This is a genomic window from Roseibaca sp. Y0-43 (genome assembly GCF_020667835.1).
In the GTDB taxonomy this organism is placed as follows: Bacteria; Pseudomonadota; Alphaproteobacteria; order Rhodobacterales; family Rhodobacteraceae; genus Roseinatronobacter.
Map to the genome: position 1 here is coordinate 152,248 of NZ_JAFMPR010000004.1, position 22,232 is coordinate 174,479.

Below are 22,232 nucleotides of genomic sequence, written 5' to 3' on the forward strand. Positions count from 1 at the left end.
TGGTTCAATCCTTTTGTGAGTAGTGACGAATGATCGTTTCCGCCAGCCCGATGCCGCCGCGCTGGGCGATTCGTTCGGCTTGTGCGTCCACCAGGAATGACGCGAATTGCGCCTCGCCGATGCCGCCGAAGGCTTCTGTTTTTCCGGCACCGGCAGCGGATAGCATTTGTGACAGGAACGCGGCCTCGAAGGCTTGCGCCGCGCTGGTCAGGCGCGCCTGCGGCACAGCGCGTGACATATTCGGGCTGATGGGGTCGATCATGGTTCTCTCCGTTAAGACTGCGGGCATGATCCCGCCTCTCGGTAAAGATTCGGTAAGCCCTTTGTGCCAAGCTCGGTGCAGGAGGTGCTGATGCAGAACACCGTTATACCTATGGACCGGGTGCCGATTCGGGCCGGTAAGGAAACGTCTGGAAACGCCGCCCCGGTCTTGGGCGACGGCGCGGCTTTCCTGCGACAGTTTCAGGACAGTGCGCTTCCCGCCAAGGGGCATGCCCCTTTGACGGATGTCGGGGCGCGGGCAGGCGGACGCGGCCGGGCCGAGGGTGATGAAAACCCGCCAGAGACTGCGGTTGCGTTGCCGACTGAAGACCTGCCCACGCAAGCGCCGCATTCGGTTGCGCCTACGTTACTGTCGGCGGAGGCTATCGAGGGCGATGCGTTGTCCGTTCAGGCCGCCGGGGAGGGGATTGTCATGGTTGCTCAAACGCTCCCGGCTGGCCCGGTTGCTGTGACGGATGACCAGCCTATCGCGCAAACGCCCGTGATCGCGGCGCGTTCTGACGGCTTTTCGCCTGTCAAAACAGTGCCCAGCGGCCCGATTGGAGCAATCCTCTCGCCGGTCGCTCCCGGATCGCCGGGGGCTTTTTCGGCGCACTCGTCGGGCGGCATGACGGTTGCCGCTCGGATAGAGTTGCCTGGCGGAATGGATGAGCGCGTCTCATCGCCAATGCTTACGCCTGTTCTTGCGGTAAAGGAGGGGAAGACTGCCACGCCGCCCGTCGGGCCGTCACAGGGCTTCGTTCAGCCGTTCCGCGCTCCGTTCGGTTGGCGTGATCTGGAAAAAGAACTCACGGCGCAAGAGGCGCGCGCGTCCCAAAGCAAGCTGCCCCAAGCCTCCGAGAATTTGCGCCCGTCACCCGCTTTGGCACTGCCCGTCCCCGGACCGATGGCGGAGCAAATGCTGCCTGGCGCTGCGATCGCCGGGGGCGAAGCCCTGCCCGCCGGCTTCGACGTTGGTGCGGATGGCATTCGTGTCGCACCGCCGCCCAGTGGCCCCGGCTCGATGACGGCCGCGACAGCGCTGCCCGTGGCGCAAAGCAGCGCGGCACAGGTGGCACAAGCTATTGCGACCGCACCCGGCGATCAGATCGAGATTACGCTCTCGCCAGATGAACTGGGCCGGGTGCGGATCCAGATGCATCAATCCGACATTGGCTTGCAGGTAGTCATCTCTGGCGAGCGGCCGGAAACGCTGGATCTGCTGCGCAAGAATATCACGCTGCTTGCGCGCGCCCTGTCCGAGCTTGGTTATGAGCAGGCCAGTTTCAGCTTTGGCGAGCAGGGCCGCGGGCAGAGCGACAGGCCGGGTCGCCCCGCTTCCGTCTTCGGAATGACTGCCGAAAACGCGGCCCTGGTCGAGATCGCCGCCCCGCCCAACGCAGCCCGAACCAGCGGCCTCGATTTGCGCATCTAGGCGCGAATTTCGTGAAACTTTTACTTCGAAAGATTGCCCATGCTTGACCCACTTGCCCCTGCAATGACCTCTCGCCCCAGCCCGTCGCAAACCGGGTCGGGCAGCGTGAATGCTGGTGATTTCCAGACGTTTCTTTCCATGCTGACCGCGCAGATCCAGAACCAGAATCCGCTGGAGCCGATCCAGTCATCCGATTTCGCGGCCCAGCTTGCAACCTTCTCCGGGGTCGAGCAGCAGGTGCAGACGAACCAGCTTCTGACACAGCTTGCCGGTCGGATGGGCCTGTCAGAGCTGGCCTCATGGGTCGGGCGCGACGTGCTGAGCGCGGCACCGCTTCGCTTCGATGGCAGCCCGCTTCAGCTTGTCCCGCCGGAAGTGGCCGGTGCAAACCGGGCCGAGCTTGTCGTCACCGATGCCAACGGCGCCGAGATCGGGCGCTACCCGGTCGATCCCGCGTCGTCCGAGATCCTGTTCGAAGTTCCGCCCGATAACGGCGTCATCCGCGAGGGAGAATACTATTCCTTCACCATGGTCAGCTACCAGGACGATACGGAATTGGGCGAGAACCCGGTTCTCGGATACTCCAACGTGCGAGAGGCCCGTTCGGATGCCGGGATGACGCTATTGGTGCTGGAAGGCGGCCATATCATCAGCAGCGACGATGTTATCGGCCTGCGCGACCCTGTCGCCATCAGCCCCGCGTGACCACGGGGCACCTAGCTCGAGGCGGTCAGCGCAGCCAGCGCCTGCGGCAGGGCCGTGGCGAATTCGTCCATTGCGGCGGGCGGCCCGGCGCTGACGCGGATGCAGCGGTTTTGCGGCGCGACGAAGGGCATACGCACGAACACGTCGCGCGCTATCAGCGCGTCGACCAACGCCTTGGCAAAGGCCCCGTCGCGCCCGGTATCGAGCGCCACGAAACTTGTGGCCGAGGGCAGCGCATACAGCCCGTTTTGCGCCGCGATCTGCGCAATGCGCGCCTTTGCACTCGCCAGTTCGCGCTGCACATGCGCCAACCAGTCCTGATCGGCCAGCGCCGCCAAGGCCCCGGCTTGTGCAATCCGTCCCATGCCGAAATGGTTTCGGATGCGGTCGAACATCGCGATCAGCGCAGGCGCGCCGATGGCATACCCAACCCGCAACCCCGCCAGCCCGTAAAGCTTCGAGAAGGTGCGCATCCGGATCACGCGCGGGTCATCCGGGTCGATCTGGGGCGCGGTGCCATCGGGGGCGGCATCAATATAGGCCTCGTCCAGCACCATAAGCGTGCCGTCGGGGACGGCTTTGGCCATACGCTCGACCACGCGGGCACTGTGCCATGTGCCCATCGGGTTGTCGGGGTTGCAGAAATACAGAAGTTTCGCCTGCACCGCTTCGGCGCGGGCCAGCAGCGCGCCGGGGTCTTCATGGTCGTCGCGGTAGGGCACCTTGTGCAACACCCCGCCAAACCCCGCCACATGGTAGTTGAAGGTCGGATACGCCCCGTCAGAAGTGACGACAGGGTCGCCCGGCGCCACCATCATCCGCACCAAAAGCCCCAAAAGCCCGTCAATCCCTTCGCCCACGGTAATATGCGCGGGCGTCACGCCATGATGCGCAGCCAGCGCCACGCGCAGGTCGTGCACCTCGGAATCGCCATACATCCACACCTCGGGAGCGGTGTCGCACATGGCCTGAACAGCCTTGGGCGATGGGCCGAACCCGCTTTCATTGGCCCCGATCCGGGCCTTGAAGGGGCGGCCATTGGCGCGGATATGCGCCTCTGGCCCGACAAAGGGCACGGTTGCGGGCAGGTCAGCAACAATCGGGTTGAAACGAGGCGTTTTCATAGCATTGGCATAGGTCACGGCGCGCAACAGGGCAAGCCCGCGCTACACGGTCGCGCCGCTGGCCAGCTTGTCGAGAAAGGCATCCGCCTCTGCCAGAACGGTGCGGCGCTTGTCATCGGCCATGCGGTCGAAGGTGCGATACATCTGCCCCATGCGCGGATTGCCCTCGAACCGGTCACGGTGGCGGATCAGGAAATGCCAGTAGAGCAAGTTGAACGGGCAAGCGCGCGGCCCGGTCTTGTCCTTCACCCGGTAGTGGCACGACCCGCAATAATCCGACATGCGGTCGATATAGGCGCCAGAACTGACATAGGGTTTCGACCCTACGACACCCCCATCGGCGAATTGCGACATGCCCACGGTGTTGGGCGCTTCGACCCATTCATAGGCATCGGCATAGACTGCCAGATACCACTCATGCACCTCTGTCGGGTTAATGCCCGCCAGAAGCGCGAAATTGCCGGTGACCATCAGGCGCTGGATATGATGCGCATAGGCCAGATCGCGGGTCTGGCCGACCGCGTGTTTCAGGCAATTCATATGGGTGTCTGCGCCCCAGTAAAGGGCGGGTAGCTTGCGCTGGTGGTTCAGCGCATTGCGACGCGGGTAGTCGCGCCCTTCAAGGAAATAGACACCACGGATGAATTCGCGCCAGCCGATGATCTGACGGATGAACCCTTCGACCGAATTGATCGGCGCGTGCCCGTCCGCATAGGCTTGTGCCGCGCGCTCGCATACCTTTAGCGGGGTCAGCAGCCCCGCGTTCAGATACAGCCCGATGACCGCGTGATAAAGATACGGGTCATCTTGCAGCATCGCGTCCTGATAGGTGCCGAAATCGGGCAAGGCATGGGTGATGAAATGATCGAGCGCGCGCAGGGCACCGGCACGGTCGGTTTGAAAGTGAAAGGGGCGCAGCGTGCCGAAATTGTCGGGAAAGCGCGCCTCGACCAGATCGAGCACCTTGTCCAGCACTTCATCGCCGCGCGCTTGGGGCGGGGCTTTGCGGAACAAATCGCCACTGGCGGGTTTGCGGTTGTCATGGTCGAAATTCCACTTGCCGCAGGCGGGCTTGTCACCGTCCATCAACAGCCCCGTTTTACGGCGCATCTCGCGGTAAAAATATTCCATCCGCAGGGCTTTGCGGCCCTCGGCCCAAGCCTCGAATTCGCGGTGCGAGCAGAGGAAGCGGGTATCTTCGAGCAGGGTAACTTTCAGCGGCAATTCTAGCATCGCGTCGATCAGCCGCCACTCGCCGGGTTCGGTCGCCAGCACCGTGTCGGTGCCGAATTCCTCGGCGCGGCGCAGCAGTTCCGCGGGAATGGAGCCTGCATTGCCCTCGTCCTCCAGCCGAGTATATGCCACGCGCCAGCCATCCGCCTGCAAAGCTGCCGCGAATTTGCGCATGGCGGTGAAGGTGAAGGCGATCTTCTTGGGGTGGTGGGGAACATAGCCCGCCTCGGATGCGACTTCGGCCATGACGACGACATCGCGGGTCGGGTCTGCCTCTGCCAGCGCCGACAGCCCTTTGGACAATTGGTCGCCCAGCACCAGAACCAGCTTCACCATGGCACGCTTGTCCCCGAATAGTCGTAGAATTGACCGGTCTGGTCGGGGCCAAGCCCATCCATCACATCGGCCAAGCGCCGGGCGGCGTGGTCGGGGGCAACCGCGGGATGTCGGCCCAGGTATTTCTCGGTGAATTTCGTCGCCACCGTGCCGGGATGAAGCGCCACGCAAGCCGCGTGTTTGTGGCTGCGCGCCAATTCGATCGCTGCCCCTCGGACGATCTGGTTCAGCGCCGCTTTCGACGCGCGGTAGCTGTGCCATCCGCCCGCGCGGTTATCGGCAATGGATCCGACGCGCGCCGAAAGTGCCGCGACGACCGACGCCTCATCGCGCGGCAAAAGGCGCGCGGCATGGGCCAGAACCAGTGCCGGGCCGGTCGCGTTCAGCGCGAATTGCGCGGCCATGCCTTCGGGGGTGATCTGTTTCAGGGCTTTCTCCGGGCCGTGTGCGCCGATTTCCAGCGCGCCCGTGGCGATGATGATGCGCTGAAACGGGCCATCCAGCGCCGACAGATGGGTGTTGACCGATGCCGCATCGGTCACGTCGAACCCGTGTTCGCTGCGTGACAGGCCCGTGACCTGCCAGCCCCGTGCCCGATATTCCGCGACCAAGGCGCGGCCAATCCCGCCCGATGCGCCGATGATAAGTGCCTGTTTCATATCGCCTCCTGCTTGAAGGGAGCAGCTAGGGCAGGGGGCGGCGCGGTCCAGAGCCGAGCGTCAGCCGGATCGGCCCGCGCGCGGCTAGCGGATGGACGGGGTGGCCTTTTTGCGTGGCTTGCAGCAGCCCCTCATCCTGCAACTGCGCTGCAACCTGTCGCAGCTGTGGCATCAGGGGCCGCCAATCGGCAGCAAGCATGCGGGCGGCTTCGGACGGGCAAAAGCTTTTGCCCGTCCCACGTTCCTGTGCAAGCGTCAGAAGCGCCGCGCGCAAGTCGCTCAGGCCAGTTTCTCGGCCCATTTGCGCGCATAGGGGCCAACCAGAACGGCCAAGGGCACCGCGATGACCCAAGCCACCGCCCAAGCATAGGCCCAACGCCCGATATAGCCGCTTCCCAGCCCCGTATTCACGGCCGTGATAAAACCCGACATGATGAAAGACATGATCGTGCCCATCAGCACGCCGGTCAGAATACGCAGTTTCATGGCTGTCCCTTTTTGCCCGATAACACAATCAATAGTGCGAATATGTTATCGGGCAAGGCTTGTCACCCAAGGGCAGCGCTGCATCGCGCGCATGTGTGCGGGTGGGCGTGGCTTCCGACATCGGGCGTGATTTTCCAGCAGCGTTGGCATTTTTCGCCGTCCGCGCGGGCAAAGACCACGGCCACGCCGGGGGCATCGTCCAGCGTGAACGCGCCTTCGGGGGCGGGGTCAGTGCTGAGGCTGATGCCAGAAGTGATGCACAGATCGGCAAATGCCTCTGGATCTGTGACGACCTGCGCTTGCGCATCAGGCAGGTGCAGCACCGGCGCGGCCTCCAGGCTTGCGCCGATGGTCTTGGCGCGGCGCTCTTCTTCCAGCGCGCCGGTCACGACACGGCGCAACATGCGCAGGGTCTTCATGCGCTGAGCCAGATCGGGGTCCAGCCAGTCTGTGGGCGTGGCCGGAATATCATGCAGGTGCACGCTGTCATCCTCGGACGGGAAGCGCGACAGCCACACATCTTCCATGGTGAAAGGCAGGATCGGGGCTAGCCATGTCACCAAGCGGTGGAACAGCAGGTCCAGCACGGTGCGCGCCGCGCGGCGGCGCAGGCTGCCCGGCGCATCGCAGTAAAGTGCATCTTTGCGCACGTCAAAGTAGAAGGCTGACAGGTCGGTTGTTGCAAAATTGAACAAGGCCTGGAACACGCCCTGGAAGTCATAGGCGTCGTAGCCCTTGCGGACCACTCCATCCAGCTCAGCCATGCGGTGCAGGATCAGGCGCTCCAACTCGGGCATGTCGGCGGGCGCGACGCGCTCGTCCTCGGACCAGCCCGACAGGTTGCCCAGCATGAAGCGCAGCGTGTTGCGCAGGCGGCGGTAGCTGTCGGCCACCCCTTTCAGGATTTCCTTGCCGATGCGCAAATCCGCCGTGTAGTCCGATTGCGCAACCCAAAGCCGCAGGATGTCCGCACCGTATTGGTCGATCACCTCTTGCGGGGCGACGGTGTTGCCCAGTGATTTGGACATTTTCATGCCCTTCTCGTCCAGCGTGAAGCCATGGGTCAGCACGCCGCGATAAGGCGCGCGGCCCTTGGTCGCGCAGGCTTGCAGCATCGACGAATGGAACCAGCCGCGGTGCTGGTCGGTCCCTTCCAGATAAAGGTCGGCAATCCCGTCGGGGCTGCCATCCGCGCGGTCACGCAGCACGAAAGCATGGGTAGAACCAGAGTCGAACCACACGTCCAGAATGTCAAAAACCTGCTCATAGGCTTCGGGGTCATGCAGGTTTCCAAGGACACGTTCCTTAAAACCTTTCACATACCAAACATCCGCCCCCTCTTTCTCGAACGCGGCCTTGATGCGGGCGTTGACCTGCGGGTCACGCAGCAGGAAGTCGGGGTCGGTCGGTTTCGCGCCCTTTTTCACGAAACAGGTCAGCGGCACACCCCATGCGCGCTGGCGCGACAGCACCCAGTCGGGGCGGTTCTCGATCATCGAATACAGACGGTTGCGCCCGGTCTGGGGCGTCCATTTCACCAGCCGGTCGATGGATTCCAGCGCGCGCTTGCGGATCGTGTCGCCATATTCACCCATCCCGTCATCGAGCGGTTTGTCGATGGCGGCGAACCATTGCGCGGTGTTGCGGTAGATCAGCGGCGCTTTCGAACGCCAGCTATGCGGGTAGCTATGGCGCAGCTTGCCCTTGGCAAAGAGCGCGCCGGCATAGGCCAGTTGCTTGATGACGGCCACGTTTGCGCCGCCTTCCTTGCCGTCGGGCTTGATGATGACCTCGCCGCCGAACAGCGGCAGATCGGCGCGGTAGCTGCCGTCTTCCAGCACGTTATAGGTCATCGGCAGGCCGTGTTTGAGGCCCACCTGATAGTCGTCATCGCCATGGCTGGGGGCGGTGTGGACGAACCCGGTGCCCGCGTCATCGGTGACATGGTCGCCGGGCAGCATGGGCACGTCGAAATCCCATTCGCCATTTGCGCCTTCGACACCCCGTAAGGGGTGGGCGAGGGTCAGCGCGGCGAGTTCATCCGCCGACACATCGCGCAGGCGTTGCGCCGTGACCTTGGCCGCCGCAAAGGCGCTTTCGGCCAGCGCATCGGCCAAGATGACCTTCTCGCCGGCATCCATCTTTGCGCCTTCGGGAACCTCGGTCACTTCATAAAGGCCATAGGCGATGCCGGGGCCGAAGCACACGGCGCGGTTTTGCGGGATGGTCCAGGGGGTGGTGGTCCAGATGACCACAGACGCGCCCTCAAGCGCGCCCGCGACGACCCCAAACCGCACCCAAATCGTATGCGACGTATGTTCGTGATACTCGACCTCGGCCTCTGCCAGCGCGGTTTTCTCGACCGGCGACCACATCACGGGCTTGGACCCCTGATAGAGCGAGCCGTTCATCACGAGCTTCATGAACTCGTCCGCGATCACGGCCTCGGCGTGGTAGTCCATGGTCAGGTAAGGGTCATCCCATTTCCCGGTGATGCCCAGACGCTTGAATTCCTCGCGCTGCACGTCGATCCAGCCGGCGGCGAAGCGGCGGCATTCCTGACGGAAATCGACCACGTCGACCGCGTCCTTGTCCAAGCCTTCGGCGCGGTATTTCTCTTCGATCTTCCACTCGATCGGCAGGCCGTGGCAATCCCAGCCCGGCACATAGCGCGCATCGCGGCCCAGCATTTGCTGGCTGCGGGTGATGAAGTCTTTCAGCACCTTGTTCAGCGCGTGGCCGATATGCAGATGGCCGTTCGCATAGGGGGGGCCGTCATGCAGGATGAAGGGCTTGCGGCCTTCGGCCGATCCGCGCAGGCGGTCATAGATGCCAAGGCGTTCCCACCGGGCCAGCCAGTCGGGTTCGCGGGCAGGCAGGCCCGCGCGCATCGGGAAGTCGGTTTCAGGCAGAAACAGGGTGTCTTTGTAGTCGGTCATATCAGCGATCTCTGGTTGGGAATTTGACGGGCAAGCGCAGTTTTGACCCGGCACTCCGGGCGCGTCAGAGTGCCGGGACGCTAATTCGCTGGATGATCGCTATGAAGAACATGCGCGCCTTATAGGGTCGGGCGCGCGCGGGGTCCAGAGGGGCGCTTGCCTGTTTTCGCCCGCTCCGCTAGCTCTGGGCCAAAACCGGAGGATGACCCATGCTGATGCCCTTTCACTTTGCCTATCATGTTCGTGACCTGACCGAAGCGCGTGCCTTCTACGGCGATGTGCTGGGCTGTGCCGAGGGGCGCAGCACCGAAACCTGGGTGGATTTCGACTTTTTCGGCCACCAGATCAGCCTGCATTTGGGCGAGCCTTTCGCCAACGCGCCCACGGGCAAGGTGGGCGAGCATATGGTGCCGATGCCGCATTTCGGGCTGGTGCTGGACGTGGACCGCTTTCGCGCGCTGGCCGACCGGCTGAAAGCGGCGGGTGTCGATTTCGTGATCCCGCCGACGCTGCGGTTCGAAGGGCAGCCGGGCGAGCAATGGACGATGTTTTTCCGCGACCCGTCGGGCAACCCGATAGAGGTGAAGGGCTATGCCAGCGCCGATCAGGTCTTTGCCAGCTGACATTCCTCTGCGATCCATTCCGCCACGCCGGGGCCAACAGCCGCGATGGGCAGGGCGGTGATCGCGGGCAGGCGGTAGATGTGATGCGTCGCGATCACCTCGCACAGCGCATCGAACAGCGCGGCGGGGGTTTTCAGGCGCAAGAGGACTTCACTCTCGGAATCGATCTGCCCCTGCCAATGGAACAGGCTTTCCACGCCGGGCAGGATATTGGCGCAGGCCACCAGCCGCGCCTTGAGCGCCGCGCGGGCAATCCTGCGCGCGCTGTCCTCGTCCGGGCAGGTGACTTCCACTTCCAGAAAATCGGTCATCGCACCCAATGCCCCGCATCCATGATTGCTGCCTTGCGAGCCAAATATTTCAGGGGCGTGGGCCGCGCGGCCATGATCTGGCGCAAAGCCGGGCCGTTTTCCTTGAAGATCATGCGCCGGAACGAAACATACTGGTTGAAGATGTCCCACAAATGCGGGGCGCGCGTGACCGCTTCGAGAGTCGCGACGGCTTGGTCGGAACCGTAGGCGTAGATCTCTGGCAAGGCGCGGTAATGCAGCGATTTCGCACCGTCGAGGCCCGTGTCACGCCGCCCGCCGCCCTCTGCCGCGATCGCCAAGGGCAGCACGATCTGGTCCAGCCACGGGAATAGCGCCTGTGTCGCCAGTTCCGGCGGCGGGTCGCGTTCGATCTGCGCGGCATAGTCCAGCAGGCGCGCGCCCAAGCTGTGCGGGCAGGTGCCGGTAAACCAGCCCGCGTTGAAATACAGGTAGCGCCGCCAGTCATCCGCGCCGAAGCGCGTGTCGAGCGTTTGCGCCATGTCCAGCCCGAAGCGGTCGTACAGCGCACCCCAGATCTGCGCGGTGCTGGGGCCATATAGCGGTTCGCGGGGCCATGTGGGTTCCACCCGTTGCGAGGCCGTGGGCGGCACCGCCACCACGTCAGCAAGCGGCCCGGTCACAAGCGTGTCGGTGTCGAAAAAGGCGAAAGGCTCGGCTTTGGGCAAGAGCGCGAGCGCCTCCAGCTTGTTGCCCTGCGGGTAACGCGCGCCGAAATGCTTGCTGTGCAGCGGCACGATATCCGCACCCAAGGCCCGCAATTCTCGGCGAATGGCGGGGCGGCTTATGCGCGGGTCGTCAGGCCAAAGCGGCCCCGGTTGCGGCTCTGCCACGACCAGCCGCAGATCGCGGTTTTCCGGGAAATGGCGCAGGCTGGCGGCGAATAGAAGCGCCTCGTATTGCAGCCGCCCGTCTTGCGCCACGATCAGGATATTGCGGATCGTTCCCATCTGCGCCCCTTCGACAACGCGCCTATGATAGGGGCAGACGCGGATCGGCGCAAAGCCATTTCATCTTGTCATAACGCTGCATGGCTGGGAGTTGGTCATAAGTGCAGGAATCCACGAATGAGCCTAATTTCAACAGTTTGGAATATTCACCGCAAGCCCGCCCAAGGCCGTTTCCTTGTATTTTTCCGACATGTCTGCCCCGGTCTGGCGCATCGCTTCGATACAATTGTCCAGCGGCATAAAATGCGTGCCGTCGCCGCGCAGCGCAAGCGACGCGGCGGACACCGCCTTGATCGCGCCCAAGCCATTGCGCTCGATGCAGGGCACCTGAACCAGCCCTTTGACCGGATCGCAGGTCATGCCCAGATGATGCTCCAGCGCGATTTCGGCGGCGTTTTCGATCTGTTCGGGCGTGCCGCCCAGCACGGCGGCAAGCCCTGCCGCCGCCATGGCCGAGGCCGCGCCGACCTCTGCCTGGCAGCCGCATTCCGCGCCAGAGATTGACGCATTATGCTTGACCAGCCCGCCAATGGCCGAAGCGGTCAGCAGGAATTCGCCGACGCGCGCCTCTGACGCGCCGGGCACATGGTCCAGCCAGTAGCGGATGGTCGCGGGCACAACACCCGCCGCGCCATTTGTCGGCGCGGTCACAACCTGTCCCCCGGCGGCGTTTTCCTCGTTCACCGCCATCGCGTAGGTGCTGATCCAGTCGTTGATGACATGGGGCGCGGTCAGGTTCAGGCCGCGCTCGCGCTCCAGCGCTTCGCGGATGGCTTTGGCACGGCGTTTCACCTTCAACCCGCCGGGCAGGGTGCCGTCGCTGTCCAGCCCCCGGTCGATACAGGCGCGCATCACGGCCCAGATGCGGCGCAAGCCTTCGTCCAGCGCATTCGGACCCATATGCGCCAGTTCATTCGCGCGTTTCATCTGCGCAATGCTCTTGCCAGAGGCATGGGCCATCTTCAGCATCTGGGCCGCGCTGGCGAACGGGTAGGGGATGGGCGTGACGGGGGCGGGTGGCTCTGCGCCCAGCTCTGTCTCTGTCACGACGAAGCCGCCGCCGATGGAATAGTAGGTTTCCTGCGCGATCACGTCGCCTTGGGCATCGGTCGCCATCAGCCGCAAGCCGTTGGCATGGCCGGGCAAGGCTGGGCCGTAGTCGAAGTGCAGATCTGTGGCCGGGTCGAAGCGCAGGGTGCCAAGCCCGTCGACCTCTACCGTGTGATCGGCCTGAATACGGGTCAGTTCCGCCTCTGCGCGGGTTGCGTCATAGGCCGAGGGGATGAAGCCCGCCAGCCCGAGGATGACGGCGCGGTCGGTGGCATGGCCCACGCCCGTGAAGGCCAATGATCCGTGCAGGCTGGCGCGCAGCCCCGCGACGGCAAAGGGCAGTCCGCGCAGATGGTCCAGAAAGCGCGCGGCCGCGACCATCGGCCCCATCGTATGCGACGAGGACGGGCCGATCCCCACCTTGAACATGTCGAAAACCGACAGAAACATCGCCCAACCCTCTCGCGCGTTATAGCGCCAGTGTTACAGGCCCATCGGGCGCGGTCAAATCCGGGAAGCGACAGTTTGGCGACCAAACAAGACCCCTTGGCAGATGCGCACGGCTCAGGCAGGGTTGTGGCATGAAACCGCTCCTCGCCCTTGCCCCGCTTCTGGCGCTTGTCGCCTGTTCACCCACCACCAGCCCGCAGGCCGGACGCAGCCTGTTCGCGCAGAATTGTGTGCAATGTCACGGGCAGGACGCGCGCGGTGGCGGCACGATCCCGGACCTGACCGGTCTTGCCTTGCGGGCGGGCGGCACCTATCCGCAGGCGATGGTGCTGGACAAGCTGGATGGCTATGCGCGTGGCCAGGCCGTTTATGCCGGGGTCGAGATGCCGCAATTCGGCTACCTGCTGACCGGGCCGCTGACCCGTGTGGAATTGCCGGGAGGCATGTCGCGCGAGATGCCCGAAAAGATAGCGGCGCTCGACAGCTACCTGCGCAGCATTCAAAGGGCGGGCGATTAGGCCTTAAACCTTGGCGGCGAAGCGCCTATAACCCTGCCAACAGCTTAACGAGGGCTTTGCATGACCGACCAGATGACCCCGATCGACCGCGCCAAATACGCGGCCGCCCATTGTGCCGCCGATTTCGTCAAGGACGGGATGCGCGTGGGGCTTGGAACCGGGTCCACGGCATCGTGGCTGGTACGCAGGCTGGGCGCGCGCGTGAAGCATGAGGGCTTGCGCATCATCGCGGTGCCGACATCGACGCGCACGGCAGAGCTTGCGCGCGAGGTGGGCATCAACGTGGTCACGCTGGACGAAGCGCGCTGGCTGGACCTGACGATTGACGGTGCCGACGAATTCGATGCCGAACTGACGCTTATCAAGGGCGGCGGCGGCGCGCTGTTGCATGAAAAGATCGTGGCCACCGCATCGGACCAGATGATCGTCATCACTGACCCCGCCAAGGAAGTCGCTGCGCTGGGTGCCTTTCCGCTGCCGGTAGAGGTGATTCCCTTCGGCTGGCAGGCGTCGAAAGCGCTGATCGAGGAAATTTTGGCCAGCATGGATGTGCTGGACCGCCGCACCGCGCTTCGCATGAATGGCGACGCGCCCTATACCACGGATGAAGGCAACTACATTCTGGACTTGAGCCTTGGGCGCATCGGCAACGCGCGCCAGTTGTCGCTGGTGTTGAACCAGGTACCGGGCGTGGTGGAAAACGGCCTGTTCGTGGACATCGCCGATCAGGTCATCATCGGCCATCCGGATGGGGCCTGCGAGTTGCGCGACCTGTCGGACGGGTCGGCGCAGGTCAGCCATCGTCAGGTCGAACTGGCCGAGGCCAGCAACATTTTCAACGACCTCTAGAACACGCAAGGAGGCATCATGCCTTTCGACTATGATCTGTTCGTCATTGGGGGCGGGTCTGGGGGCGTGCGCGCCGCACGTATTGCTGCAAGCGAGCATGGCGCGAAAGTCGCGCTGGCCGAGGAATACCGCATGGGCGGCACCTGCGTCATTCGTGGCTGCGTGCCCAAGAAGCTGATGGTTTTCGCCTCTGAATATCCGGGCCGCGTGGCCGATGCGCAGGCCTATGGCTGGGACGCGCAGATCGGCGCGTTCGACTGGGGCGCGTTCCGTGCCAAGCTGGATGCCGAGCTGGACCGGTTGGAAGGGATCTACCGCAAGGGTCTGGACGGTGCGGGCGTGACGGTCTTCGACTGCCGCGCTACGCTGGACGACCCGCATACGGTCGAACTGGCCGATGGCCGCAAGATCACGGCGCGGCACATCCTGATTGCCACGGGCGGCACGCCGGTTGTGCCAGAGAAATGGCAGGGGCAGGGGGTCATGACCTCGAACGAGGTGTTCCTGATGGACAGCCTGCCCAAATCGCTGCTGATCGTGGGCGGGGGCTATATTGCCAGCGAATTCGCCTGCATCTTCAACGGGATGGGCGTGAAAACGACGCAATTCTACCGCGGCGCGCAGATCTTGCGCGGCTTTGACGAGGAAGCGCGGGGCCATATCGCCGATGAAATGGCGGCAAACGGTGTCGATCTGCATCTGGGCACCGATGTGGTCGAGATGCGCAGCGAGGGCGGGCAGACCTTCGTCAAATCCTCGACCGGGCATGACACGAGCTATGACGCGGTCATGTTCGCGACCGGGCGCAAACCCGCGACGGATGGGCTGGGGCTGGACAAGCTGGGGCTGGAGCTTGCGCCCGGCGGTGCGATCCCGGTCGACCGCTACAGCCAGACCGCGATCCCGTCCATCTATGCCGTGGGCGATGTGACCAACCGCGCAAACCTGACGCCTGTTGCCATCCGCGAGGGCCACGCTTTTGCCGATACCGTTTTTGGTGGCACGCCGCGGTATTTCGACCACGGGCTGATTCCGACGGCGGTGTTCACCCGCCCCGAATTCGGCACCGTTGGCCTGACAGAGGAAGAGGCCCGCGCCCAAGGCCCGGTCGATGTGTATAGCGCGGCCTTTCGCCCCATGCACAGCCTGTTCGCGGGCCGCAACTCTCGCGCGATGATGAAGCTGATCGTCTGCGCCAAGACCGACCGCGTGCTGGGGTGTCACATCGTCGCGGATGGCGCGGGCGAGATGATCCAGCTTGCGGGCGTGGCCGTGTCGATGGGGGCCACGAAAGCACAGTTCGACGCAACCTTGGCGGTGCACCCGACCATGGCCGAGGAACTGGTCACAATGCGCAAACCCACGCGCAGCCATGCCGACTGAGGGTTGAATTCGCGGGCCGAAAACCCAAGTTTCAAACAAAGCTGTAAATCAGGAATGGAGTCCAGATGTCCGGAAATAACGGAGGGCCATGGGGAGGCGGCAATCGCGGCGGTGGCAACCGTGGTGGCGATGGCGGCAATAACGGCCCACGCGGCGGCGGTCAGCAAGTCCCCGAGATCGAAGAGATCGTGAAAAAGGGGCAAGAGCAGTTGCGCGTGCTGATGGGCGGGCGCGGCGGCACTGGCGGCGGCAATAACGGCGGCGGCGCGGGTGGCGGGTTCACCAAGCGCGGCGTGTTGCTGGGCGCGGTCGCGCTTGTTGCGGCTTGGGCGTTTGCCTCCTTCTACACCGTCCGCCCGGAAGAGCGTTCGGTCGAGCTGCTGTTCGGCCAGTATTACGCAACCGGCAATCCGGGTCTGAACTTCGCGCCTTGGCCCGTGGTCAGCGCCGAGGTGGTGCAGGTCACGACCGAACGCGTGACCGAAGTGGGCACCGGCCGATCCGCTCTGGACAGTGGCCTGATGCTGACCCGCGACGAGGCTGTTGTGGACATCGAATTCCAGGTTGTCTGGAACATCGCCGATCCCGCGCGCTTCCTGTTCAACCTTGCGGACCCCAGCGAAACCGTGCGCGCCAGCTCTGAATCGGCGATGCGCGACATTATCGCGCGCTCTGAACTGTCGCCCATTCTGAACCGCGACCGGGGTGCGATTGCGGCCGATCTTCAGGCGGCGGTGCAGAACCTGCTGGACAGCTACGACGCCGGGATCAACGTGATCCGGGTGAACTTCGACAAGGCCGACCCGCCCGAGCAGGTCATCAGCGCCTTCCGCGACGTGCAGACCGCGCGTCAGGAACGCGACCGGCTGGAGCGTGAGGCCGATGCCTACGCAAACCGCGTCTTGGCCGAAGCCCGTGGTCAGGCCGCGCAGCTGCGCGAGGAAGCCGAGGCCTATCGCGCGCAAGTGGTCAACAACGCGCAGGGTGAGGCGAGCCGCTTCATCTCTGTCTACAGCGAATACGTGAATGCGCCCGAAGTGACGCGCAAGCGGATGTATCTGGAAACCATGGAACAGGTGCTTGGCGACATGAACCTGACCATTCTGGACAACGTGACGGGGGGTGACACCGGCAGTGGCGTCTTGCCCTACTTGCCGCTGAACGACCTGAACCGTCAGAGGAGTGCAAACTGATGAAAAAAGCTGGTCTTTTGCTGCCCGCGCTTGCCGTGGCCGCGGTGGTTGCCTTCTCGTCGCTGTTCATCGTGGATGAACGTGAAAATGTTCTGGTGCTGCAATTCGGTCAGGTGAAGCAGGAAATCACCGAACCGGGTCTGGGCTTCAAAGTGCCCTTCATCCAGGAAGTGGTGCGCTATGACGCGCGCATTCTTGGCCTGCAAACGCAGCCCTTGGAAGTGACGCCGCTGGATGACCGCCGCCTTGTGGTCGACGCGTTCCTGCGCTGGCGCTTGCAAGACGTGACAGAGTTCCGTGAAGCCGTCGGTCTGGACGGTGTGCGCGGTGCCCAGGGCCGGATGGAGCGGATCATGAACGCCGCCATCCGCGAAGTGCTTGGCTCCGTGCCGTCGAACGCGGTGCTGTCCGAGGACCGCACGGGGCTGATGAACCGCATCCGCGATATTGCCAGCCGTCAGGCGCAATCGCTGGGGATCGAGGTGATTGACGTGCGTCTGACCCGCACCGACCTGCCGCAGGAAAACCTGGAAGCGACCTTCGCCCGGATGCGCGCCGAACGTGAACGCGAAGCCGCAGACGAGCGGGCGCGCGGGAATGAGGCGGCGCAGCGCGTGCGCGCGCTGGCCGACCGGACGGTGACAGAGCTTGTCTCGACCGCGCAGCGTGACGCCGAGATCGTGCGCGGTGAGGCTGATGCCGAACGCAACCGCATATATGCCGATGCGTATAATCTGGACCCGGAATTCTTCGCCTTCTCGCGCTCGATGCAAAGCTATGCAGCGGCGCTGCGGGGCGAAAACTCGACCATGGTTCTGCGCCCGGACAGCGAATTCTTCGCCTTCCTGCGCAGCGATGGCCTGAGCGGCGAAGCCTTGGCCGCCGCCGAAGCCTTCGCCCGCGAGTTGGAAGCCAATCCCGATGCCGGGCGCGAGCGTTTGCAGGAACCTAGCGAGCAAGAGCCCGATTCGGTGCGCGAGCTAGAAGACATGATCAGCAATTAAGGGTCGCAGGGCGTGACACTCTCGACGGTTGTCCTTGCCCTTGGATTGGTCCTTGTTCTGGAGGGGCTGGTGTTCGCACTGGCCCCTTCGCGCATCGAAGACCTGCTGCGCGCGCTGTCAGACCTACCAGAGGGCGCGCGCCGCCTGATCGGGGCGCTGGCGCTGGTGCTTGGCGGCGGGTTGATCGTGCTGTCGGGCGTGATCGCGGGCTCGTAACCCACTCTCACCTTTGGTTGAAATTCCATTTCACGAATTGCGTTTGTGCCGTTGTGCCATATCTATGGTGCAAGACGCGGGCCATCTGTCCGCCAATCATGACAGTGAAAGAGGAGTTCACATATGCCTTCCACCGTCGCGATCGCGCGCCAACAGGACAGCGCCGGGCTGATGCGCCTGGTCAAGCTGACAGTCGTGGCGCTTGTTTTCACCTTGGCGCAAGTCACGCTTCTTTCGGCGCAGGACCGCCCCGAGAGCTTTGCCGATCTGGCAGAACGTGTCAGCCCCGCCGTGGTGAATATTACCACCACGACCACGGTCGCCGCCCGGCTTGACGGCGCGCCGCAACTGCCCGAAGGGTCGCCCTTCGAGGATTTCTTCCGCGATTTCTTCGACGATCCGAACAACCCCGGCGGCCCGAACCGCCCGCAGCGCCCCCGTCAGGGTCAAGCGCTTGGGTCGGGTTTCGTCATCTCGCCCGATGGATACCTTGTGACGAATAACCACGTCATCGAAGGCGCGGACGAGATCATGATCGAGTTCTTCTCGGGTCTTGAATTGCAGGCGGAACTGGTCGGCACCGATCCGGCCACGGACATCGCACTTCTGAAGGTGGATCATGATGAAGACCTGCCCTTCGTGCCCTTCGGCGATGCCGAAGCCGCGCGCGTGGGCGATTGGGTTCTGGCCGTGGGCAACCCGCTGGGTCAGGGCTTTTCGGTCAGCGCGGGCATTATCTCTGCCCGTGGCCGCGCGCTGCAAGGCAATTACGACGACTACATCCAGACCGACGCCGCCATCAACCGCGGCAATTCGGGTGGCCCGCTGTTCAACATGGATGGCGAGGTGATCGGCGTGAATACCGCGATCCTGTCGCCCACGGGCGGGTCCATCGGGATCGGTTTCGCGATGTCGTCGAATGTCGTGACCGGGGTCGTCGACCAGCTGCGCGAATTCGGCAGCACCCGTCGCGGCTGGCTGGGCGTGCGCATCCAGAACATGACCGACGAAATGGCCGAAGCCGTGGGCCTTGATGAAGCGCGCGGCGCGATGGTCACAGAGGTGATGGATGGCCCCTCGCAAGAGGCCGGTATCTTGGCGGGCGATGTCATCCTTGAATTCGACGGCGGCGATGTGGCCGACAGCAACATGCTGGTGCGCCGCGTGGCGGATGCCGGCGTGGGCCGCGCGGTCGATGTGGTCGTCTTCCGCGATGGCGAGCCTTTGACCCTGTCGGTCACGCTGGGCCAGCGCGAACTGGCCGAAACCGCCAGCATGGCCGCCCCCGGTGCCCCCGCGCCAGAGCCGGAACCGTCCAGCTACATGGGCATGGAGCTGGCACCCCTGACCGACGCCTTGCGCGTCGAGATGGACCTGCCGGCGGGGCTGCGCGGCCTTGTCATCGGTTCGGTAGAGCCTGGTAGCGACGCGGCCGAGAAGGGTATTCTGCCGGGCGACCTGATTACAGAGGCGAACCAGCAGCCCGTGACCAGCGTGGCCGAACTGCGCGAGCGCGCCGATGCCGCGCGCGATGCCGGGCGCAAATCGCTTCTGGTGCTGCTGCGCCGTGGGGGCGATCCGCGCTTCGTGGCGCTGTCGCTGGAAGACTAAGCGCTTCCACCCTCTACAAATGCAAAACGCGCGCCCTGGCGGCGCGCGTTTTCATGTGTCAGGGCGAAATCTAGTTCTGCCCGAAATCGCGCGGCGACAGGCCAAGCCGTTGCGCGGTCTCCAACGTAAGGATGGGGCTGTCGAACCCGTTTGCCCGCTGGAACGCACGAACCGCGTCGCGTGTGGCGCTATCGGGCTGCCCGGTGATGGGACCGGCATAATAGTTCCGCGCTTGCAAGGCGCGCTGCAAACTGGCCACGAACACACTGTTCACGGTCTCTGGGCAGGGCACGCGAAAGGCGGTTTCCTCTATCACCCCGCTGGCCGGGGCAATGCCGCTGGTCGAATACCGCGCCCAGCACGCCCGGTTGGGGCTGGCGGGCAGGGACAGGCTGGCAGTTTCAACGCGGGCGCGCGTTGCGCCCACATCCGTGGCATGGGCCATTTCTGCACCGGCAAGCGCCGTGAACGCAAGAATCGCGCCCAGTTGCAGGACCATGGATCGGGTATGTCGGACTGACTGTTTCATGTTGGTTAAACTGCCCGCCGATTCGGGCACAATCTGGGCGCGAACGCGTCCATTTGTCGGTGCTTTCGCGCGGAAAACACGGCTGGCCAAACCGGGCGCGGTGGCTTATGTCGCTGCCTGAGATAGCGACGCAACGAGGGCGCAAATGGCGAAAATCACTTACGTCGAATTCAACGGCACCGAACATGTGGTCGATGTGGCCAATGGCATGACCGTCATGGAAGGCGCGCGTGACAACGGGATTCCCGGCATCGAGGCCGATTGCGGCGGTGCCTGCGCCTGTTCGACCTGCCATGTCTATGTCGATGCCGCCTGGGTCGAAAAACTGCCGCCCAAGGACGCGATGGAAGAGGACATGCTGGATTTCGCCTATCAGCCGGATGCCCAGCGCTCGCGCCTGACCTGCCAGTTGAAAGTGTCGGATGCGTTGGACGGGCTGAAGGTCTTCATGCCGGAAAAGCAAATCTGATCTTCTTAAGGTTGTCTGCAAGATTTTAACGCAGGCTTAACCAATCCGCGTCACTTTCCAGAGAACACGGTTTTTCTTGGGAAGGTGAACATGTCCGACGCGCTGTATCTGAGCCTTGCCATCGTTTCGACAAGTGCGTTGGTCTGTGGCGCGGTGGCCCTGCTGCTGATGGGGTTGCTGCCACGGCGGCGCTTGCGGCTGGACCCGCCCGATCTGTCCGAACAGGATGCGGTCTTCGTCTTTCGCGACGATGACCTTGTCGACTGCTCCGACCGTGGCCGCCAGCTTCTTGCCTCTGTCAGCGCCGCTTCTGACGGCTCGCGCCAAGAGTTGGAGCTGCTTCTGGGGTTCCTCGAACCCCGCTTTGCCGACTTGCGGCAGCAGCTTCGCCAATTGGTCACGCGTGGCACGCTGGAGTTGCAGGCCCATGACGGCAGTGGCCTTGTCCTGTCGGCTCTGCGCAAACAGGGGCTGACCCATATTCGCCTGACCGACACCCGCGCCGAAGGGGCGCTGGTCGCGCTGGACCGGCTGAGCTTCGAGGCGATGCGCGAAGAATTGTCGATCCTGCGCGATACCGTGGCCCATGTGCCGGTGCTGGCTTGGCGCTCTGACGCGGACGGCCGCGTGATCTGGGCGAACACAGCCTATATCGACGCCTTCCTTGCCAGCGACTCGGGGCGTGATGGTTTGACATGGCCCTTGCCGGACATCTTTCACGACCAAGACCCGGACGAGCATAAGCGCCTGTCGCTGGACCTGTCGGGCCGGATCGCGTGGTTCAGCCACATGCAGGCCGAGGCTGAAAGCGGCGCGCTGCATTTCGCCACGCCGATTGATCTGGCGGTGCAGACGGAAACCTCGCGCCGGGAAATCCTTCAGGTTCTGACGCGCACATTCGCGTCGCTGCCAACGGGGCTTGCGCTGTTCGACAAAGAGCGCCGGCTCCAGATATTCAACCCTGCGCTGGTTGACCTGATGGGGCTGGACCCGCTGTTCCTGGCCGCGCGCCCGAGCCTAGAGCAATTCCTCTATACATTGCGCGAATTGCGGATGCTGCCAGAGCCGAAGGATTTCGCCGCATGGCGCAGCGAGATTGCAGAGCTGGAGCAGGCGGCGCAGATGGGCACCTTCGATGACGAATGGTGCCTCGATACCGGGCGCGTGTTTCAGGTCACGGGGCGGCCACAACCCGGCGGTGCGCTGGCCTTCTTCTTCGAGGACGTGACCTCTGACGCGGCACTGGCCCGAAGCCTGCGCGCCGAGATCGAGATCGGGCAGGCGGTGTTCGACGGGTTGCAGGACGCCGTGATCGTCTTCAACACCGCGGGCGATACGCTGCTGGCGAACGCGCGCTACAGCCAGATCTGGGGCGAAAACCCGTGCGAGAATCTGGCCGATAGCGGGCTGCACCATGCGCTTGGGCTATGGGCGAAAAGTTCGGCGGCCTCTGCCTTTTGGGCGGAGCTGTCGCAATTCGCCGCCGTGGCGGGCGAGCGTCCGGTGCTCAAGGGCAGCGTTTGCCTGATGGACGGCACAAGCCTTGCGGTTCATGCCCGCTGGCTGCGGCCCGACTGCCTGATGATTACCTTCCGCCCGCTTGTGCAGGACGTCAGCACGCGGGACTTGCTTATCACCGCGCGTCATGCCCAAGCCCTGACGGCCCCCGACATCTTGGGTGGCCTGAGCGCGGCACGGCAGTCAAAGCCCCAGGCTGCGACACGCCCAAGTCAAGAGCGCAACGTGCTGCCAGAGCCGCCGGTGGACGCGATTGTCCCCCGCAAGACCCGGCTTGTGCAACACGCCGGCAGCCGCCCGCGCGCAAGGTAGCCACATAGCGCGCGCAAAGCTCTGGCGCGCGGGGCGGCGACATGGCACAT

The 22,232-nt window shown here is 64.0% G+C and carries 23 protein-coding genes; 12 read left to right on the forward strand and 11 right to left on the reverse strand.

Features of this window, described 5'->3' with window-relative positions:
• Positions 1–4 precede the first annotated feature (4 nt).
• Positions 5–262, reverse strand: a complete 258-nt coding sequence (locus tag J1C52_RS06555) for a rod-binding protein (RefSeq protein WP_227427131.1) — start codon at positions 260–262, stop codon at positions 5–7.
• A gap of 90 nt (positions 263–352) precedes the next feature.
• On the opposite strand from J1C52_RS06555, the gene J1C52_RS06560 reads away from it, so the two are divergent.
• Together J1C52_RS06560 and J1C52_RS06565 are read left to right on the forward strand one after the other, a co-directional pair.
• Entirely contained in the window at positions 353–1,696 is a 1,344-nt protein-coding gene (locus J1C52_RS06560) for a flagellar hook-length control protein FliK (RefSeq protein ID WP_227427274.1), read from the forward strand.
• A gap of 39 nt (positions 1,697–1,735) precedes the next feature.
• Positions 1,736–2,401 carry a flagellar hook capping FlgD N-terminal domain-containing protein gene (locus J1C52_RS06565; RefSeq protein ID WP_227427132.1) on the forward strand — a complete coding sequence of 222 codons (666 nt, stop codon included), beginning with the start codon at positions 1,736–1,738 and terminating at the stop codon, positions 2,399–2,401.
• An 11-nt stretch (positions 2,402–2,412) separates the two neighbouring features.
• On the opposite strand, the gene J1C52_RS06570 is transcribed toward J1C52_RS06565, so the two are convergent.
• The 6 genes from J1C52_RS06570 to ileS all read right to left on the reverse strand — a co-directional run bounded on the left by J1C52_RS06570 (position 2,413) and on the right by ileS (position 9,178).
• On the reverse strand, positions 2,413–3,525 hold the full coding sequence (locus J1C52_RS06570; protein ID WP_227427133.1) for a pyridoxal phosphate-dependent aminotransferase: 1,113 nt from the start codon (positions 3,523–3,525) through the stop codon (positions 2,413–2,415).
• 42 nt (positions 3,526–3,567) lie between these two features.
• Positions 3,568–5,094 carry a cryptochrome/photolyase family protein gene (locus J1C52_RS06575; RefSeq protein ID WP_227427134.1) on the reverse strand — a complete coding sequence of 509 codons (1,527 nt, stop codon included), beginning with the start codon at positions 5,092–5,094 and terminating at the stop codon, positions 3,568–3,570.
• A complete protein-coding gene (locus tag J1C52_RS06580) occupies positions 5,088–5,753 on the reverse strand; it encodes an SDR family NAD(P)-dependent oxidoreductase (RefSeq protein WP_227427135.1) in 666 nt (221 codons plus the stop codon). The genes J1C52_RS06575 and J1C52_RS06580 overlap by 7 nt, the downstream gene beginning before the upstream one ends.
• 25 nt (positions 5,754–5,778) lie before the next feature.
• Positions 5,779–6,054 (reverse strand): DUF3253 domain-containing protein, encoded by a 276-nt coding sequence (locus J1C52_RS06585; protein WP_227427136.1) that lies wholly within the window; start codon positions 6,052–6,054, stop codon positions 5,779–5,781.
• On the reverse strand, positions 6,033–6,239 hold the full coding sequence (locus J1C52_RS06590; protein WP_227427137.1) for a DUF2798 domain-containing protein: 207 nt from the start codon (positions 6,237–6,239) through the stop codon (positions 6,033–6,035). Before J1C52_RS06590 ends, J1C52_RS06585 begins: the two co-directional genes overlap by 22 nt.
• A gap of 62 nt (positions 6,240–6,301) precedes the next feature.
• Positions 6,302–9,178 (reverse strand): isoleucine--tRNA ligase, encoded by a 2,877-nt coding sequence (gene ileS / locus J1C52_RS06595; RefSeq protein ID WP_227427138.1) that lies wholly within the window; start codon positions 9,176–9,178, stop codon positions 6,302–6,304.
• 209 nt (positions 9,179–9,387) lie between these two features.
• Between ileS and J1C52_RS06600 the strand changes: the two genes are divergently transcribed.
• The gene (locus J1C52_RS06600; RefSeq protein ID WP_227427139.1) at positions 9,388–9,801 is read left to right on the forward strand and encodes a VOC family protein; all 414 of its coding nucleotides are present in this window, start codon (positions 9,388–9,390) and stop codon (positions 9,799–9,801) included.
• Here the strand turns inward: J1C52_RS06600 and cutA are convergent.
• The 3 genes from cutA to J1C52_RS06615 all read right to left on the reverse strand — a co-directional run bounded on the left by cutA (position 9,783) and on the right by J1C52_RS06615 (position 12,580).
• Complete coding sequence (gene cutA / locus J1C52_RS06605; RefSeq protein WP_227427140.1) at positions 9,783–10,112, reverse strand: divalent-cation tolerance protein CutA; 330 nt, start codon at positions 10,110–10,112, stop codon at positions 9,783–9,785. The genes J1C52_RS06600 and cutA overlap by 19 nt on opposite strands.
• Entirely contained in the window at positions 10,109–11,080 is a 972-nt protein-coding gene (locus tag J1C52_RS06610; RefSeq protein WP_227427141.1) for a hypothetical protein, read from the reverse strand. Before J1C52_RS06610 ends, cutA begins: the two co-directional genes overlap by 4 nt.
• A 129-nt stretch (positions 11,081–11,209) precedes the next feature.
• Positions 11,210–12,580 carry an L-serine ammonia-lyase gene (locus J1C52_RS06615; protein ID WP_227427142.1) on the reverse strand — a complete coding sequence of 457 codons (1,371 nt, stop codon included), beginning with the start codon at positions 12,578–12,580 and terminating at the stop codon, positions 11,210–11,212.
• 131 nt (positions 12,581–12,711) lie between these two features.
• Between J1C52_RS06615 and J1C52_RS06620 the strand changes: the two genes are divergently transcribed.
• The 7 genes from J1C52_RS06620 (at position 12,712) to J1C52_RS06650 (ending at position 19,354) form a co-directional block, all read left to right on the forward strand.
• Positions 12,712–13,098: a c-type cytochrome gene (locus J1C52_RS06620; RefSeq protein ID WP_227427143.1), complete on the forward strand. Its 387-nt coding sequence runs from the start codon at positions 12,712–12,714 to the stop codon at positions 13,096–13,098.
• A gap of 60 nt (positions 13,099–13,158) precedes the next feature.
• A complete protein-coding gene (gene rpiA / locus J1C52_RS06625) occupies positions 13,159–13,947 on the forward strand; it encodes a ribose-5-phosphate isomerase RpiA (protein ID WP_227427144.1) in 789 nt (262 codons plus the stop codon).
• Positions 13,948–13,965: 18 nt separating this feature from the next.
• Positions 13,966–15,330, forward strand: a complete 1,365-nt coding sequence (gorA, locus tag J1C52_RS06630; RefSeq protein ID WP_227427145.1) for a glutathione-disulfide reductase — start codon at positions 13,966–13,968, stop codon at positions 15,328–15,330.
• Between the two features lie 65 nt (positions 15,331–15,395).
• Positions 15,396–16,523: an FtsH protease activity modulator HflK gene (hflK, locus tag J1C52_RS06635; protein WP_227427146.1), complete on the forward strand. Its 1,128-nt coding sequence runs from the start codon at positions 15,396–15,398 to the stop codon at positions 16,521–16,523.
• On the forward strand, positions 16,523–17,527 hold the full coding sequence (gene hflC, locus J1C52_RS06640) for a protease modulator HflC (RefSeq protein WP_227427147.1): 1,005 nt from the start codon (positions 16,523–16,525) through the stop codon (positions 17,525–17,527). The genes hflK and hflC overlap by 1 nt, the downstream gene beginning before the upstream one ends.
• Positions 17,528–17,539: 12 nt before the next feature.
• Positions 17,540–17,743, forward strand: coding sequence for a DUF2065 family protein (locus J1C52_RS06645; RefSeq protein ID WP_227427148.1), 204 nt, complete (start codon positions 17,540–17,542; stop codon positions 17,741–17,743).
• Positions 17,744–17,866: 123 nt separating this feature from the next.
• The gene (locus tag J1C52_RS06650) at positions 17,867–19,354 is read left to right on the forward strand and encodes a Do family serine endopeptidase (protein WP_370633233.1); all 1,488 of its coding nucleotides are present in this window, start codon (positions 17,867–17,869) and stop codon (positions 19,352–19,354) included.
• 70 nt (positions 19,355–19,424) lie between these two features.
• Here the strand turns inward: J1C52_RS06650 and J1C52_RS06655 are convergent, their stop codons facing one another.
• Positions 19,425–19,883, reverse strand: coding sequence for a peptidoglycan-binding domain-containing protein (locus J1C52_RS06655; RefSeq protein ID WP_227427149.1), 459 nt, complete (start codon positions 19,881–19,883; stop codon positions 19,425–19,427).
• Between the two features lie 145 nt (positions 19,884–20,028).
• Between J1C52_RS06655 and J1C52_RS06660 the strand changes: the two genes are divergently transcribed.
• Complete coding sequence (locus J1C52_RS06660) at positions 20,029–20,352, forward strand: 2Fe-2S iron-sulfur cluster-binding protein (protein ID WP_227427150.1); 324 nt, start codon at positions 20,029–20,031, stop codon at positions 20,350–20,352.
• A gap of 90 nt (positions 20,353–20,442) precedes the next feature.
• Positions 20,443–22,182, forward strand: coding sequence for a PAS-domain containing protein (locus J1C52_RS06665; RefSeq protein WP_227427151.1), 1,740 nt, complete (start codon positions 20,443–20,445; stop codon positions 22,180–22,182).
• Positions 22,183–22,232 lie beyond the last annotated feature (50 nt).